Below are 14,910 nucleotides of genomic sequence, written 5' to 3' on the forward strand. Positions count from 1 at the left end.
TATTCTATCAGAAAAATGAGCTAAGGCGTATCGTTTAAAAGATACCCTTTGTGATATTATACCACGCCTAGATGTGATTCGCTGTTAAAAGGAATTAATGGACGGCGAAATGCCTCGTTCAGCCGAACGCTCTTTTGAAAACATGGTATAATAGGAGTACTATGAGTAATGAAATGACGAGAAAATATGCGGTTGTTGATTTGGAAGCAACTAACGCAGGAGCAACCGCAGCTATTATCCAGGTGGGGATTGTCATTATTGAGGGAAAAGAAGTTGTCGAAACTTACCAGACAGATATTAATCCCCATGAGCCCTTATCCGATCATATTAAGGCTTTGACAGGAATTACAGATGCCCAGTTAGCTCAAGCTCCCGAGTTTTCACAGGTTGCTAAAACCATTTATGAGTTAATTAGTGATTGTGTTTTTGTGGCCCATAATGTTAAGTTCGATGCTAATTTATTAGCTGAAGCTCTCTTTTTTGAAGGCTATGAGCTATTGACACCTCGGGTAGACACTGTCGAATTGGCTCAGATTTTTTACCCTAGTCTTGAAAAGTATACCCTTGGCCATTTGTCAGCTGAATTGGGTCTGGAACTGGAAGAAGCGCATACAGCTATTGCAGATGCTAGAGCCACGGCGGCCTTATTTATTAAGCTTTTGCAGAAAATTGAAAGCCTCCCAAAAGAATGCTTGGAGAGTCTGCTGCCTTATGCTGATAGTCTTTTGTTTGAAACGGCGATGGTCATTGAACAGGGGTTGAATCAAGCCAAGCCCTATGATCCGAGAACGTATGTTCATCTTGGTAAGATGCTATTGCCTAAGCACCCAAAAGGGCAATCATCTCCATATCAATTATCGAAGCAGTTTGCTATCAATATGGCACTTTTGGGATTAGAAGAGCGCTCTAAACAAGCTAGCTTTGCTCAACTGATTGAAGCCGATTATCATCAAAGGCAGGCGAGTTTTATCGAAGCCCAGACCGGTATTGGAAAAACCTATGGCTATTTGTTGCCTCTTTTAGCCCAAGAAGACCAGAACCAAATTATTGTTAGTGTCCCGACCAAGATATTACAGGAACAATTAATGGCTAATGAAATAGCAGCTATTCAAGAACGGTTTCACATCACTTGCCATAGTTTAAAAGGCCCTGCGAATTACCTTAAATTAGAGGCCTTTGCAGAGAGTTTGGAACAAGAGGACCAAAACCGCTTGGTGAATCGGTATAAAATGCAGTTACTGATTTGGCTATTGGAAACAAAAACTGGGGACCTTGATGAGATTAAACAAAAGCAACGCTTTGCTGCTTATTTTGACCAGCTTAAACATGATGGAATCCTGAGTCAATCTTCTGATTTTTATGACTATGATTTTTGGCAAAACAGTTATGTTAAAGCCCAAAAAGCTCGAGTAGTTATTACCAATCATGCTTACTTTTTACATCGGGTTCAAGATGATAAAGACTTTGCTAAAAACAAGGTTTTAGTATTTGATGAGGCTCAAAAATTAATGTTGCAGTTGGATCAACTATCTCGTCACCAGTTGAACCTTAGTTATCTGTTACAATCATTACAGGTCAAGTTAGGCACTCCCCTACCTCTTTTAGAAAAACGCCTGTTAGAAAGCCTTGTGTTTGAGTTAGGACAGCTATCAAGTGATTTTTATCAGAATCAAGGGGAACAAAAAACGCCTGATTGGTCCCGTATTGCTGGCTATGCAAAAGAATTGCCCAGAGCTGATTATCAGGATTTGCAGGCTTTTTTTGCCGTTGCTACTGATGACTACTGGTTAAGCAGTGACAAACAAGAGGATAAGCGCGTGACTTATCTGAACAGTGCTAGTAAAGAATTTATCCGTTTCCGACAATTCTTACCAGAAACGGTGAAAACCTATTTTGTATCTGCCACCTTAACCATTAGCCCAGAAGTTACCTTAGCTGACTTATTAGGTTTTGAAGAGTATCTCTATCATGTTATTACAACGGATAAAAAGGAAGACCAGTTGGTGCTTGTTGATCAAGACATGCCTATTGTGACAGAAGTCAGTGACCAAACCTATGTGGAAGCCATTGCGAAACGAATTGAAACCTTGAAGCAAGAGTGTTATCCTATTTTGGTGCTTTTTAACGCTAAAAAACACTTGCTGATGGTTTCGGATTGTTTAGACCAATGGCAGGTGCCTCACTTAGCACAGGAGAAGAATGGAACAGCTTATAATATTAAAAAGCGTTTTGATAGAGGAGAACAGTCGATTTTACTGGGGTTAGGCTCTTTTTGGGAGGGAGTGGATTTTGTCATGGCTAATCGGATGATAACTGTAATCACTCGTTTACCATTTGATCATCCGGAAGATCTTTTTGTGAAAAAAATGGGTCATTATCTATTAGGAAAAGGAAAGAATCCTTTCAAAGACTATTTTCTTCCGATGGCTATTTTACGATTAAAACAAGCTATCGGTCGCACGATGCGTCGACAAGATCAAAAGTCAGTTGTGTTAATATTAGATCGTCGCCTACTTACCAAGTCCTATGGTCATGCCATTTGGGATAGTTTAGGCCAAGAATTCGTGATTTCTCAACAAAATTTCCCAGATAATCTAGTAGAAATGGCTCGTTTTCTGCTATAATAGAAAGGATCATATAGTGAAAGAGACCCTTAACGTGGATAAGGGTGACGAACCAACGGTCTAGAAACCTTGGTTTGCGACCCTTGTTAGTCTCTTTTAATGACCTGTGTTGAGCCTTTCTCAATGGCTTTTTTTCAAATGGTTAGTTAATGTCGAAAAGCCCTTCTTAATGAGGTAAGAGAAAAAGCTGGCTTAGAGTTACAGTAGAAATAGCTACTAAACACAGACGAGTAAAGTGGTGATTGACGTTAAGACAGGAAGACTGATGAAAAAGGAGATGTGATGACCAAACTATCGAGGCGTGTGTTGGACATGGAAGAAAGTGTGACTCTGGCAGCTGGTGCTAGAGCCAAGGCTTTAAAAGCTCAGGGACGCGATATTTTAAGTTTAACTTTAGGCGAGCCTGACTTTATCACACCAAAAAATATCCAAGATAAAGCTATTGAATCCATTCGAAATGGAAAAGCTAGCTTTTACACCGTTGCTTCAGGACTCCCAGAATTAAAGGCTGCCATCGCTACTTACATGGAGAATCAATATGGCTATCCTTTAGCTGCCAATGAAATTGTGGCAGGGACAGGTGCTAAGTTTATCCTTTACGCTTTCTTTATGGCTGTTTTAAATCCTGGAGACCAAGTTTTAATTCCAACGCCTTACTGGGTGTCCTATTCAGATCAAGTGAAAATGGCAGAAGGACAGCCAATCTTTATCCAAGGATTAGAAGAAAATCAGTTCAAGGTTACGGTTGATCAGCTAGAAGCAGCTAGAACTAATCGAACCAAAGTGGTTTTGATTAATTCGCCGTCAAATCCGACTGGGATGATTTATGGAGCTGATGAATTAAGAGCTATTGGTGAGTGGGCAGTGGCACATGATATTATCATTTTAGCTGATGATATTTATGGTTCCTTAGTTTATAATGGCAATCAGTTTGTTCCTATTTCAACGCTTTCAGAGGCAATTCGTCGTCAAACCATTACAGTTAATGGGGTGGCTAAAAGTTATGCCATGACAGGATGGCGAGTTGGTTTTGCTGTTGGGGATCCTGAGATTATTGACGCTATGAGCAAGATTATTGGACAGACAACATCCAATTTAGCAACGGTTTCACAATATGCGGCTATTGAAGCCTTCGCAGGTGATCAGTCGTCGTTGGAAGGCATGCGGTTGGCCTTTGAAGAACGTCTAAATACTATTTACCCACTTTTAAATCAGGTGCCAGGATTTGAGGTGATGAAACCTCAAGGAGCCTTTTACTTCTTCCCAAATGTCAAGAAAGCTATGACAATGACAGGTTTTACAAATGTAACAGCCTTTACAGATGCTATCTTAGAAGAGGTTGGTCTGGCTGTCGTCAGTGGTGAAGGATTTGGAGCGCCTGAGAATATTCGGTTGAGCTATGCTACTGATTTAGAGACTTTAAAAGAAGCTGTGAGACGGTTGACGGTCTTTATGGAACGTCGCACAGTAACGAATTAAATGGTACAAGTAATTTATAGAAAAGAGAGATGATAGAATGACTAAAAAATACGTTTCCATTAGTGATGTAAAAGATTATGTAGGACAAGAAGTAACCATTGGGGCTTGGGTTGCCAATAAATCAGGTAAAGGAAAAATTGCCTTTCTTCAATTACGTGATGGCTCTGCTTTTTTCCAGGCTGTTGCCTTTAAACCAAACTTTATTGAGCGTTTTGGCGAGGAAGAAGGAGCTGCTAAATTTGATACTATCAAACGTTTAAGTCAAGAAACCTCTGTTTTTGTTAAAGGGATTGTCAAAGAAGATGAGCGTTCAAAATTTGGTTACGAGCTTGATGTGACAGATATTGAGGTCATCGGTGAGTCACAAGACTACCCAATCACACCAAAAGAACACGGAACAGACTTTTTGATGGACAATCGTCACTTGTGGTTACGTTCCCGTCGTCAGGCTGCTATTATGCAAATTCGTAATGCCATTATCTACGCGTCATACGAATTCTTTGACCAAAATGGCTTCATTAAATTTGATAGTCCGATTCTATCAGGAAATGCTGCAGAAAATACCACAGAACTCTTTGAAACGGATTATTTTGGAAATCCAGCTTTCCTTAGCCAATCTGGTCAATTATACCTTGAAGCGGGAATGATGGCACTTGGTCGTGTCTTTGACTTTGGTCCTGTTTTCCGTGCTGAAAAATCCAAAACACGCCGCCACTTGACTGAATTTTGGATGATGGATGCTGAGTACCCATTCTTGTCACATGAGGAATCACTGGATCTACAAGAAGCTTATGTCAAAGCGATGATTCAAGGAGTTCTTGATCGTGCACCACAAGCCTTGGAAACCTTAGAGCGTGACACAGATCTCTTGAAAAAATACATTGCTGAGCCTTTCAAACGTGTAGCTTATGATGATGCCATCAGCCTGTTACAAGAGCATGCTTCTGATGAGGACGCTGATTACGAAGCTATCCAACATGGTGATGACTTTGGTTCACCTCATGAAACTTGGATTTCAAACTACTTTGGTGTGCCAACCTTTGTCGTTAACTATCCAGCTAGCTTTAAAGCCTTCTACATGAAGCCTGTTCCTGGCAATGAGGAGCGCGTGCTTTGTGCTGACTTATTGGCTCCAGAAGGCTACGGTGAAATCATCGGCGGCTCAGAACGTGAGACAGATTACAACAAACTATTAGCTAAAATCGAAGAAGAAGGTCTGAACCCAGATGACTATGCTTTCTATCTTGACCTTCGTAAATATGGTTCGGTTCCTCACTGTGGTTTTGGACTTGGCTTGGAACGTATGGTTACCTTTGTAGCTGGTACCAAGCATATCCGTGAAGCTATCCCATTCCCACGTATGTTACACCGCATTAAACCTTAATTGTCGTAAAAGCCCATGACCCCATGGGCTTTTTGGTTGCTAAAAAGGCTTGAAAAAAATAAAACACGTCACAATTGATACACCTACAAGTAGTGATCATGAAAGTATTTCCTATTCTAAAGTGGCGTTAAGAAATCTTTAAGTTAGAAGGCACATAATCTCCAAGGGCAATGTTACAAGAGCAATCATTAGAAATGATTTCAGAGATAAATAAAGCTTGTGATTACTAGGTTACCTTGCTTTCTAAAAGAGGTGCTGATTTCTTTTAGAAAGGAGAAAAGGAGGAAGCATATGACAAATAAAAAATGGGTAAAAGATGCTATTGATGCCAAAAACTATCTTATTTCAGAAGGCGTCTTTCTCTTTGAATTAGACCAGCCTTTGCAAGAACTCATCATAGCTGACTACCCCAAACTGGGACCTTCTGATTTTATTAGCCAAGAGCATTTAGCTGATTACCGCTCGCGTTACCTTAATGACATGATGACAAGCGCTAAATTAAAAAAACGATAGCATTCGAGACATGGTTTATGATGTTTCTAAAAAACAAAAAGACCATATTTTAAATGTCCAAGAGGCCTTAGACAGCCAAATTACGTTTGGACAACGGCTAGCTGATCAGGTGGCTCATTTTGGAGGAACGTGGACCTTTATTATTTCCTTTGTTATTTTTATGGCTATGTGGATGCTCTTTAATGAGATTAGTCCCTTTGGTTTGGCGTTTGATCATTACCCTTTTATTTTACTGAATCTTGCTTTATCCACCCTTGCGGCCATTCCAGCTCCGCTTATTATGATGAGTCAGAATCGGGCTTCTGAATATGACCGTTTACAAGCTAAAAATGACTATGATGTCAACAAAGCATCTGAAGAAGGCATCCGCTTGTTGCACACCAAGCTTGATCACTTGGTATTACAAGATCAGTTTGATTTGATGCAGATTCAAAAGCTACAAACAGATATTCTCATTTCAATTACCAAACAATTAGCTCGGCAATCTCGTGAAGACGTTACCTCTTCAGAAGAGAACCTTTAGCCATGTGTCTACCAACAAAATTTTTTCTATCAAACAAGATAGAATACTCCTTATCGTTTTAAACGTTTTGGGAGGTCACCTTATGTGGTATAATAAAAGGTAATCGTGCCAATAAAGAAAGGGAAGATGCAGATGCCAGATACACAAATTAATTTGGTCATTGTGACAGGAATGAGCGGTGCAGGGAAAACCGTTGCCATTCAGTCATTTGAAGACCTTGGTTATTTTACCATTGACAACATGCCACCAGCCCTAGTTCCGAAATTTTTAGAGTTAATCGAACAAACCAATGAAGATCGCAGGGTAGCTCTGGTTGTGGACATGAGAAGTCGTCTCTTTTTTAAAGAAATCACCTCTGTCTTAGATAGTATAGAAACGAATGAGCATATTGACTGTCGTATTCTGTTTTTAGATGCGACAGATGGGGAATTGGTTTCTCGCTATAAAGAAACCAGACGAAGCCACCCGCTCGCGTCCGATGGCCGTGTGCTTGATGGCATCCGTTTGGAAAGAGAACTCTTATCTCCTTTGAAAAGTATGAGCCAAAATGTGGTCAACACTACAGAATTAACGCCTAGACAGCTGCGTAAAGTTATTTCAGATCAGTTCGCAGGAGATTCTAATCAAGCTTCTTTTCGGATGGAAGTCATGAGCTTTGGGTTTAAATATGGTTTACCTTTAGACGCAGACTTGGTCTTTGATGTTCGCTTTTTACCCAATCCTTATTACCAAGTGAGTTTGCGAGAAAAAACAGGTCTAGATCAAGAGGTTTATGACTATGTCATGGCTCACCCTGAATCAGAAGAGTTTTACAAGCATTTGTTAAACCTTATTGTACCCATTTTGCCGGCTTATCAAAAGGAAGGAAAATCGGTCTTGACGGTGGCTATTGGCTGTACTGGTGGCCAGCATCGAAGTGTTGCTTTTGCGCATCGCTTAGCTGAAAGTTTAGCTGAAGACTGGTCAGTTAATGAAAGCCATCGTGATAAAAATCGTCGTAAGGAAACGGTAAATCGTTCATGAAAAATCCTAAAATTACTGTGATAGGTGGGGGGACTGGGATTCCCGTTATCTTAAAAAGTCTTCGGAAAGAAGCTGTTGATATTACTGCTGTTGTGACCGTTGCTGACGATGGAGGCTCCTCAGGAGAACTTCGTAATGCCATGCAATTAACCCCTCCAGGTGATTTGCGTAATGTCTTGTTAGCCATGAGTGACATGCCTAAATTTTATGAGCGAGTTTTCCAATATCGTTTTAACGAGCGTGATGGTGCTCTAGCTGGTCATCCTCTGGGGAATTTGATTATTGCTGGTATTTCTGAAATGCAGGGGTCAACCTACAATGCTGTTCAGATTTTAACCAAATTTTTTCACATCACAGGTAAAATTTACCCCTCTAGCGAGCAAGCTTTGACCCTTCATGCGGTTTTTAAAGACGGACACGAAGTAGCAGGTGAAAGCTCCATTGCCAAATACCAAGGGATGATTGATCACGTTTATGTGACCAATACCTATAATGACCAAAAACCTCAAGCCAGTCGTAAGGTGGTTGATACCATCTTAGAAAGCGATATGATTGTTTTGGGGCCAGGTTCTCTTTTTACATCCATTCTACCTAATTTGGTGATTCCAGAAATTAAAGAAGCCCTGCGTCAAACCAAAGCTGAAATCGTTTATATTTGCAACATCATGACCCAATATGGAGAGACTGAACAATTTTCGGATGCTGATCACGTGGCTGTTCTAAATCAGCATTTGGGAACAGATCTTATTGATACAGTATTGGTAAATGTGGCTAAAGTCCCTCAAGCTTATATGAATTCTAACAAATTTGATGAGTACCTTGTTCAGGTTGATCACGATTTTGCTGGGCTGTGTCAGTCTGCTAAACGGGTGATTTCTTCTCATTTTTTACGATTGGAGAATGGCGGAGCCTTTCATGATGGTAACCTGGTGGTTGAAGAATTGATGAACTTAGTGAGGATTGCTAAACCATGAGTTTCACAACTAAAGTTAAAGAAGAATTAATTCATTTATCCACTGCAGATAAAAATGAGCTGGCAGCTATCATCAAATTATCAGGTAGTTTGGGTTTGGTCAATCAAGGGCTTCATTTGTCTATTACAACTGAAAATGCTAAAATCGCTCGCTACATTTACTCGCTGATTGAAGATGATTATGCCATTGTGCCAGAAATCAGGTATCATCAGAAGACAAATCTTCGCAAAAATCGTGTATATACCGTCTATGTGGAGCAAGGCGTTGACACTATTTTAGCTGACTTAAAGCTGGCTGATTCATTTTTTGGTTTGGAAACAGGCATTGAACCTCAAATCTTATTGAATGATGATGCTGGTCGTTCCTATCTCAAAGGCTCTTTTTTAGCGTCAGGAAGTATCAGAGATCCCGAGTCAGGCAAGTACCAGCTAGAAATGTATTCTGTCTACCTTGATCACGCGCAGGATTTAGCTCAGTTGATGCAAAAATTCATGCTGGATGCTAAAACCATCGAGCATAAGAGTGGTGCCGTGACCTACCTACAAAAGGCAGAAGATATCATGGATTTCTTGATAATTGTCGGTGCGATGACTTGTAAAGAAGAGTTTGAAGGGATTAAGGTGTTGCGCGAAGCCCGCAATGACATTAATCGAGCCAATAATGTAGAGACAGCTAATATAGCAAAGACCATCAGTGCTAGCATGAAAACCATTAATAACATTATTAAGATTATGGATACAATTGGTTTAGAAAGTTTACCAATTGAATTACAACAGGTAGCACAACTTCGGGTTAAACATCCAGACTATTCGATTCAGCAAGTGGCTGATGCTCTTGATTTCCCCATTACTAAGAGTGGGGTCAATCATCGGCTACGCAAAATTAATAAAATTGCAGATGACTTATAATCACTACTATCGCATGAAGAAAGGTTCATGCGATTTTGCATTTTCTAAAAGTTGTTTTCCATTGTTTTTTTGAAGTGTCTAATATTCTGTGGTATGATAAAAGAGATATATCGTTTGTAAAGGAGACTTATTATGGCCTGCACCACTATTCTTGTTGGAAAAAGAGTATCTTATGACGGCTCAACTATGATTGCCCGGACCGAAGATTCCCAAAATGGAGATTTCACTCCTAAAAAAATGGTCGTGGTTAAAGCAGAAGATCAGCCTAGACATTACCGTTCGATGCAATCTTCCTTTGAAATGGAATTACCGGACAATCCCATGACTTACACGTCTGTTCCTGATGCGCTTGGTAAAGATGGTATCTGGGCAGAAGCTGGTGTGAACGAGGCTAATGTGGCCATGTCAGCAACTGAAACCATCACTACCAATTCTCGTGTTTTAGGGGCAGATCCTCTAGTAGCTTCTGGTATTGGTGAGGAGGACATGGTAACCTTAGTGCTCCCTTATATCCGTTCTGCGCGTGAAGGGGTTTTGCGCCTTGGTGCCATTTTAGAAGAATATGGAACTTACGAGTCAAATGGTGTGGCTTTTTCAGATGAACATGACATTTGGTGGCTGGAAACGATTGGTGGTCATCACTGGATTGCAAGACGGGTGCCAGATGATACTTATGTCACCAATCCCAATCAATTTGGCATTGATCATTTTGAATTTAACAATCCTGAAGATTACCTTTGCTCAGCTGATTTAAAGGACTTTATTGACACGTATCACTTAGATTTAACCTATAGCCATGAGCATTTTAATCCCCGCTATGCTTTTGGTAGCCAACGTGACAAAGACCGTCACTATAATACGCCACGTGCTTGGGTCATGCAAAAATTCTTAAATCCAGAAATTGTTCAAGATCCACGTAGTTTTGCACTTCCTTGGTGCCAAAAACCTTATCGTAAAATTACCGTAGAGGATGTTAAATACGTTTTGAGCAGTCACTATCAGGATACGGTTTATGATCCTTATGGTTCAGAAGGGACTCCGGTTAGCAAGAAAACTTTCCGTCCTATTGGTATTAATCGTACAAGCCAAACAGCTATTTTGCAAATTCGTCCTCATAAACCTAAAGAAATTGCAGCTATCCAGTGGATGGCTTATGGGTCAATGCCATTTAATACCATGGTGCCTTTTTTCACACAGGTGAAGACTATTCCAGATTATTTTGCCAACACTCACGAAAATGTGTCTACCGATAATTTTTATTGGACCAATCGCTTGATTGCGGCTTTGGCAGATCCTCACCATAATCATCATGAAACAGATTTGGAACATTATTTAGAAGCAACAATGGCAAAAGGGCATGCTCGATTACACGCAGTTGAAGCACAGCTATTAGCAGGCGAAACAGTTGATTTAGAAGAAGAAAACCAAAAAATGAGCGATGAGATCCAAATAGATACTCAAGCTTTGCTGAATAAGATTCTCTTTGATGCTAGTAATTTAATGACCAATCGTTTCAGTCTTAGTGACTAAACAAGTCCAGGGTTGAGCAGAAGAGCTCAGCCTTTTTCTACTTTTCTCCATGAATGATAAGATTAAAAACATCAAAAACTTGGAAAAACGATGAGAGTGTGTTATACTTAACTGGTCGATTTTTAACCAGTTAATTACAAAGGAGGAATCATGAAGAAGAAAATTCTTTTAATGATTAGTTTAATCGGTGTGTTTTTTGCTTGGCAACTTAGCCAAGCAAAACAAGTGTTAGCAGAGGGTAAAGTTAAGGTTGTCACAACTTTCTACCCTGTCTACGAATTTACAAAAGGTGTTATTGGTAATGATGGCGATGTGTCACTATTAATGAAGGCAGGAACAGAGCCTCATGATTTTGAACCGTCAACCAAAGACATTAAAAAAATTCAAGATGCAGATGCGTTCGTTTATATGGATGACAATATGGAAACATGGATTTCTGATGTTAAAAAATCATTGAAATCTAAAAAAGTAACCATTGTTAAAGGAACTGGGAACATGCTACTTGTAGCAGGTGCTGGTCATGACCATGAACACGGCCATGACCATGAGGATGCTGATAAAGAGCATGGTCATGACGAACATGGCGAAGAAGAACACAGCCATGCCTTTGACCCACATGTCTGGTTGTCACCATACCGTAGCATTACGGTTGTTGAAAATATTCGCGACAGTCTTTCAAAAGCTTATCCAGAAAAAGCTGATGACTTTAAAGCGAATGCAGCGGCTTATATTGAAAAACTAAAAGACCTTGACAAGGACTACACAACAGCCCTTTCAGATGCGAAACAAAAGAGCTTTGTCACTCAACATGCTGCTTTTGGCTACATGGCACTTGACTATGGCTTGAACCAAATTGCGATTAATGGTGTCACACCAGATGCAGAACCATCAGCAAAACGTATTGCAGCTTTATCAAAATACGTTAAGAAATATGGCGTAAAATACATTTATTTTGAGGAAAATGCTTCAAATAAGGTAGCTAAAACGTTAGCTAAGGAAGCAGGAGTTAAAACAGCTGTTCTTAGTCCTCTTGAAGGCTTAACAGAAAAAGAAATGAAAGCAGGCGAAGATTACTTTACAGTCATGCGCAAAAACCTTGAAACATTACGCTTGACGACTGATGTTGCCGGTAAAGAAATCCTTCCAGAAGAAGATACCACTAAGACAGTGTATAATGGTTACTTCAAAGATAAAGACGTCAAAGACCGTAAATTATCTGACTGGTCTGGTAACTGGCAGTCTGTTTACCCATACCTTCAAGATGGCACTTTAGACCAAGTTTGGGATTACAAGGCTAAAAAATCTAAAGGTAAAATGACAGCAGCTGAATACAAAGATTACTACACTACTGGTTACAAAACTGATGTGGAGCAAATCAACATTAATGGTAAGAAAAACACCATGACATTTGTGAGAAATGGTGAAAAGAAAACCTTTACTTACAAATATGCTGGTAAAGAAATCTTGACTTATCCAAAAGGAAATCGTGGGGTTCGTTTCATGTTTGAAGCTAAAGAAGCAGATGCTGGCGAATTCAAATACGTTCAATTCAGTGACCATGCCATTGCTCCTGAAAAAGCAGAGCATTTCCACTTGTATTGGGGTGGTGATAGCCAAGAAAAATTACATAAAGAGTTAGAACATTGGCCAACTTACTACGGTTCAGACTTGTCTGGTCGTGAAATTGCCCAAGAAATCAATGCTCATTAATGCTAAAAAAGCAAACCTAAGAAAGATTAGGTTTGCTTTTTGTTTTCTTTCTTTTATTTTTGATCAAAAAATTTTAATATTTCTAAATATTTGCTTGACTAAGAATTATTATTATAATATACTTTAGGTGGTTATAACAAGTTAGAGGTGAATATGATGCCAAAAGAACAACCACTCTATTTACAGATTGTTGATGCCCTAGAAGCTAAAATCAGAAAAAGCATGACAGCGAACGATAAATTACTGTCAGAACGAGAACTAAGCGACCTTTACGGGGTTAGCCGCATCACGATTAGACTAGCTCTTAAAGAATTAGAACTACGGGGCTTAATTTATAAAAAGCAGGGCAAGGGAACCTATGTTTCTGGTATCAAGGAACCCGCCACTGATTTATCAAGTACATATAGCTTTACGGAGCAGATGAAAAAAATGGGAAAAATGCCTAAAACAGAAATTCTTTCCTTTGAACAGTATCAAGTGACACCCTACTTATCTGGTCTCTTGGAGATAGATGTTGATACTGACGTTTTTGAATTAGAGCGTCTAAGGATTGCAGATGATATGCCTTTGATGTTTGAACGATCCTATATTCCTGCTCAGCTTTTTCAAGGGTTAAGCATTGAGCACTTGAAGCGTAAGCCAATGTACGATTTATTTGCAGAGGATTACCAAGAAACTATTCGCATAGCAGAAGAAGAGTTTTATGCTAGCATTGCCTTGGACTATGAAGCAGACCTTTTGGGAATCAAAAAAGGAGATCCTGTCTTACATATTATTCGTAAAACTTATAACGATAAAAATATTTTGATCGAATTTACTTTCAGTATTGCAAGAGCAGACCAGTTTAGGTATAGGGTACAACATCACCCCAACGGTTAAAAAAATGGGAGGTTAATACATGTTTACAAAATCGCAGGAAGCTTTGGAAGCTCTTGGTGCAGCTATCACTACCAAAGAAATCAAGCAACAACCAGCTTTGTGGCAAGAAACCATGACTTCTTTTGACATAACAAAAGAATCCCTAGTTTCTTTTTTAAAGGCAGCATATGAAAGCGCTAACGGAAATAGAGTTCGTGTTATTTTTACAGGTGCAGGAACATCAGAATATGTTGGCAATACTATTTGTCCCTACTTGAATAAGGTAGGGAATCGGCAGAGCTATTTCTTTGATAGTATTGCTTCAACGGATCTGGTTGCGGCGCCAGAATATTATCTTGCTGAGGAAGAGACGGTACTATTAGTCTCCTTTGCTAGGAGTGGTAATAGTCCAGAAAGTGTGGCAGCTGTTAATCTGATCAATCAACTGGTACCGAATAGTTATCATTTAATCATTACGTGTGCCAAAGATGGGGAGCTGGCGAAAAAAGCACAGCAAGATGATCATTCTTTTCTCTATTTAATGCCAGAAGCTGCCAATGATGCTGGTTTTGCCATGACAGGTAGCTTCACTTGCATGATGCTAGCAGCTCTTTTGATTTTTGATGATGCGACCGACTTATCTCAGAAGCAGTCTTATGTGGCTGATATGGTTTTTGCTGGACAAGCTATTCTTGATCAAGAAGAACGGCTACAAGAGCTAGCTGATTTAGGATTTGAACGTCTAGTTTATCTGGGTTCAGCAAGTTTAGCTAACTTAACCCAGGAGGCTCAACTAAAAATGCTAGAATTGACTGCTGGTCAGGTTGCAACAGTTTATGAGTCTTCGATGGGATTTAGACATGGGCCAAAGTCTTTTATCAACATGGACACCTTGGTAATAGGATTTGTCAATAGCGATCCTTATGTTAGACAATATGATTTAGAGATATTAGAAGAAGTTAGAGCAGATGGCATTGCACTTAAAACACTAGCTCTCTTGCAAAAAGGTCCAACCAATTTTTCAGGAGATCAATTTGTATTGGAAGCTAGTCAGTTATTGCCGGATGCCTATCTTGCCTTTCCAATGATTTTAGTGGCACAAATGCTAGCTCTCTTGACAGCTATTGCAGTAGGAAATCGTCCTGACACCCCATCTGCAACAGGTACAGTTAATCGTGTGGTCAAAGGGGTAACAATTCACCCTTATCCTAGCAAGTAGGAGGTTGATATGCATCAATTATCAGAGGCAAAATACAGTTATTTAGAAAAAGTGAGCCACCGAGGAATCATTTCAGCTCTGGCTTTTGACCAACGTGGCGCCTTAAAACGCATGATGGCAGCTCATCAGGAAGCAGAGCCAAGGGTTGAGCAAATGGAAACCCTG

General features: G+C 39.8%; 10 protein-coding genes and 2 pseudogenes. All 12 read left to right on the forward strand.

From position 1 onward, the window contains the following. Positions 1-161 precede the first annotated feature (161 nt). A complete protein-coding gene (locus tag ACYTR8_RS06225) occupies positions 162-2,624 on the forward strand; it encodes a bifunctional DnaQ family exonuclease/ATP-dependent helicase (RefSeq protein ID WP_479641867.1) in 2,463 nt (820 codons plus the stop codon). A gap of 282 nt (positions 2,625-2,906) precedes the next feature. Beyond that, the gene (locus ACYTR8_RS06230; RefSeq protein WP_479641868.1) at positions 2,907-4,103 is read left to right on the forward strand and encodes a pyridoxal phosphate-dependent aminotransferase; all 1,197 of its coding nucleotides are present in this window, start codon (positions 2,907-2,909) and stop codon (positions 4,101-4,103) included. Between the two features lie 37 nt (positions 4,104-4,140). Further along, positions 4,141-5,487 (forward strand): asparagine--tRNA ligase, encoded by a 1,347-nt coding sequence (gene asnS / locus ACYTR8_RS06235; RefSeq protein ID WP_003050076.1) that lies wholly within the window; start codon positions 4,141-4,143, stop codon positions 5,485-5,487. Positions 5,488-5,778: 291 nt separating this feature from the next. After that, positions 5,779-6,523 (forward strand): annotated as a pseudogene (locus ACYTR8_RS06240) (DUF1003 domain-containing protein). A 132-nt stretch (positions 6,524-6,655) separates the two neighbouring features. After that, on the forward strand, positions 6,656-7,546 hold the full coding sequence (rapZ, locus tag ACYTR8_RS06245; RefSeq protein WP_269760822.1) for an RNase adapter RapZ: 891 nt from the start codon (positions 6,656-6,658) through the stop codon (positions 7,544-7,546). Then, positions 7,543-8,520 carry a YvcK family protein gene (locus ACYTR8_RS06250; protein WP_003050082.1) on the forward strand — a complete coding sequence of 326 codons (978 nt, stop codon included), beginning with the start codon at positions 7,543-7,545 and terminating at the stop codon, positions 8,518-8,520. Before rapZ ends, ACYTR8_RS06250 begins: the two co-directional genes overlap by 4 nt. After that, positions 8,517-9,428, forward strand: coding sequence for a DNA-binding protein WhiA (whiA, locus tag ACYTR8_RS06255; RefSeq protein WP_479641869.1), 912 nt, complete (start codon positions 8,517-8,519; stop codon positions 9,426-9,428). The genes ACYTR8_RS06250 and whiA overlap by 4 nt, the downstream gene beginning before the upstream one ends. Before the next feature lie 132 nt (positions 9,429-9,560). Continuing rightward, on the forward strand, positions 9,561-10,958 hold the full coding sequence (locus ACYTR8_RS06260; protein WP_269760821.1) for a C69 family dipeptidase: 1,398 nt from the start codon (positions 9,561-9,563) through the stop codon (positions 10,956-10,958). Between the two features lie 150 nt (positions 10,959-11,108). Further along, the gene (locus ACYTR8_RS06265; protein ID WP_269760820.1) at positions 11,109-12,668 is read left to right on the forward strand and encodes a zinc ABC transporter substrate-binding protein AdcA; all 1,560 of its coding nucleotides are present in this window, start codon (positions 11,109-11,111) and stop codon (positions 12,666-12,668) included. 156 nt (positions 12,669-12,824) lie between these two features. Beyond that, entirely contained in the window at positions 12,825-13,547 is a 723-nt protein-coding gene (locus tag ACYTR8_RS06270; protein WP_443596989.1) for a GntR family transcriptional regulator, read from the forward strand. 19 nt (positions 13,548-13,566) lie between these two features. Continuing rightward, positions 13,567-14,745 carry an SIS domain-containing protein gene (locus ACYTR8_RS06275; protein ID WP_479641870.1) on the forward strand — a complete coding sequence of 393 codons (1,179 nt, stop codon included), beginning with the start codon at positions 13,567-13,569 and terminating at the stop codon, positions 14,743-14,745. A gap of 9 nt (positions 14,746-14,754) precedes the next feature. Continuing rightward, positions 14,755-14,910: pseudogene (locus ACYTR8_RS06280) on the forward strand (tagatose-bisphosphate aldolase); the annotation flags it as partial.

Source organism: Streptococcus sp. F2 (assembly GCF_056500955.1).

What these genes read in the sequence shown, in the direction of transcription:
- ACYTR8_RS06225 (WP_479641867.1), top strand. Translation starts at nt 162, where the DNA reads ATGAGTAATGAAATGACGAGAAAATATGCGGTTGTTGATTTGGAAGCA.
- ACYTR8_RS06230 (WP_479641868.1), top strand. Translation starts at nt 2,907, where the DNA reads ATGACCAAACTATCGAGGCGTGTGTTGGACATGGAAGAAAGTGTGACT.
- asnS (WP_003050076.1), top strand. Translation starts at nt 4,141, where the DNA reads ATGACTAAAAAATACGTTTCCATTAGTGATGTAAAAGATTATGTAGGA.
- rapZ (WP_269760822.1), top strand. Translation starts at nt 6,656, where the DNA reads ATGCCAGATACACAAATTAATTTGGTCATTGTGACAGGAATGAGCGGT.
- ACYTR8_RS06250 (WP_003050082.1), top strand. Translation starts at nt 7,543, where the DNA reads ATGAAAAATCCTAAAATTACTGTGATAGGTGGGGGGACTGGGATTCCC.
- whiA (WP_479641869.1), top strand. Translation starts at nt 8,517, where the DNA reads ATGAGTTTCACAACTAAAGTTAAAGAAGAATTAATTCATTTATCCACT.
- ACYTR8_RS06260 (WP_269760821.1), top strand. Translation starts at nt 9,561, where the DNA reads ATGGCCTGCACCACTATTCTTGTTGGAAAAAGAGTATCTTATGACGGC.
- ACYTR8_RS06265 (WP_269760820.1), top strand. Translation starts at nt 11,109, where the DNA reads ATGAAGAAGAAAATTCTTTTAATGATTAGTTTAATCGGTGTGTTTTTT.
- ACYTR8_RS06270 (WP_443596989.1), top strand. Translation starts at nt 12,825, where the DNA reads ATGCCAAAAGAACAACCACTCTATTTACAGATTGTTGATGCCCTAGAA.
- ACYTR8_RS06275 (WP_479641870.1), top strand. Translation starts at nt 13,567, where the DNA reads ATGTTTACAAAATCGCAGGAAGCTTTGGAAGCTCTTGGTGCAGCTATC.